General features: G+C 38.9%; 1 pseudogene. It reads left to right on the top strand.

The window, feature by feature from the left end:
- Nucleotides 1-652: pseudogene (locus ACFIK6_RS10155) on the top strand (hypothetical protein); the annotation flags it as partial.
- Between the last annotated feature and the right edge of the window lie 31 nt (nt 653-683).

The raw sequence follows: 683 nt of genomic DNA, 5'->3' as shown, positions 1-683 counted from the left end.
TGTAGATGCTATGGGCGAAGGAGAAAAAGTCCTTAGAAAGTCGGTTAATAAGGATAAATTCAGTAAAATTTTTGATGAATTACCAGAGGGACAACAAGAATACTTTAAAAAGGGATCAAGAGCAAAACTTTTACAAGGCATGGGTCAAACAAAAGATGAAGTGTCTAAGGCAAAGGAGATTTTTGGTACGAATGATCTATATGAACGATTTGCAAAGATTTATGGAGCAGATAAAGCTTCTGCTGTTAAGAAGGTTGTCGATAGAGAAGCTAATTATGCAGATTTTTATAACAGAATACCCAATCGTGTAGCGAATGAAAAGATCTCTTTTACGCATAATGTCAGTATGCCAACGGGTAAATTTGATGCCGCTATGCAAGCAGGAAAAGCAGCGGTGAAGGCTTCTTGGATTCCTTTCAAAGAGGCTGCGTTTAGAGAGCGTCAACGGATTGAAAAGGATGTTGTCAAATTGTTAACAGGGGGGACACAGATTCCGAATGATAAAATTGCAAAGCTCATTCAAGATATGATTAAAGCGCAAGAAAAGGGATACGCTACAAAAGAATGGGTGAAAAAGCTTTCTGCTGCTTTGCTTGGAGGAGGAGGAAAAGCATTGGCTGGTCAATTTAATATGCTGAGTACACCAAGGTAGAAGAGGATAAAGCTATGACCCGTTATAGTCC

The sequence above is a fragment of the Bartonella sp. AS69XJJH genome (assembly GCF_042195585.1).
In the GTDB taxonomy this organism is placed as follows: domain Bacteria; phylum Pseudomonadota; class Alphaproteobacteria; order Rhizobiales; family Rhizobiaceae; genus Bartonella.
The sequence above is the reverse complement of the archived record's forward strand: the minus strand, read 5'-3'. Positions and strand labels throughout refer to the sequence as shown.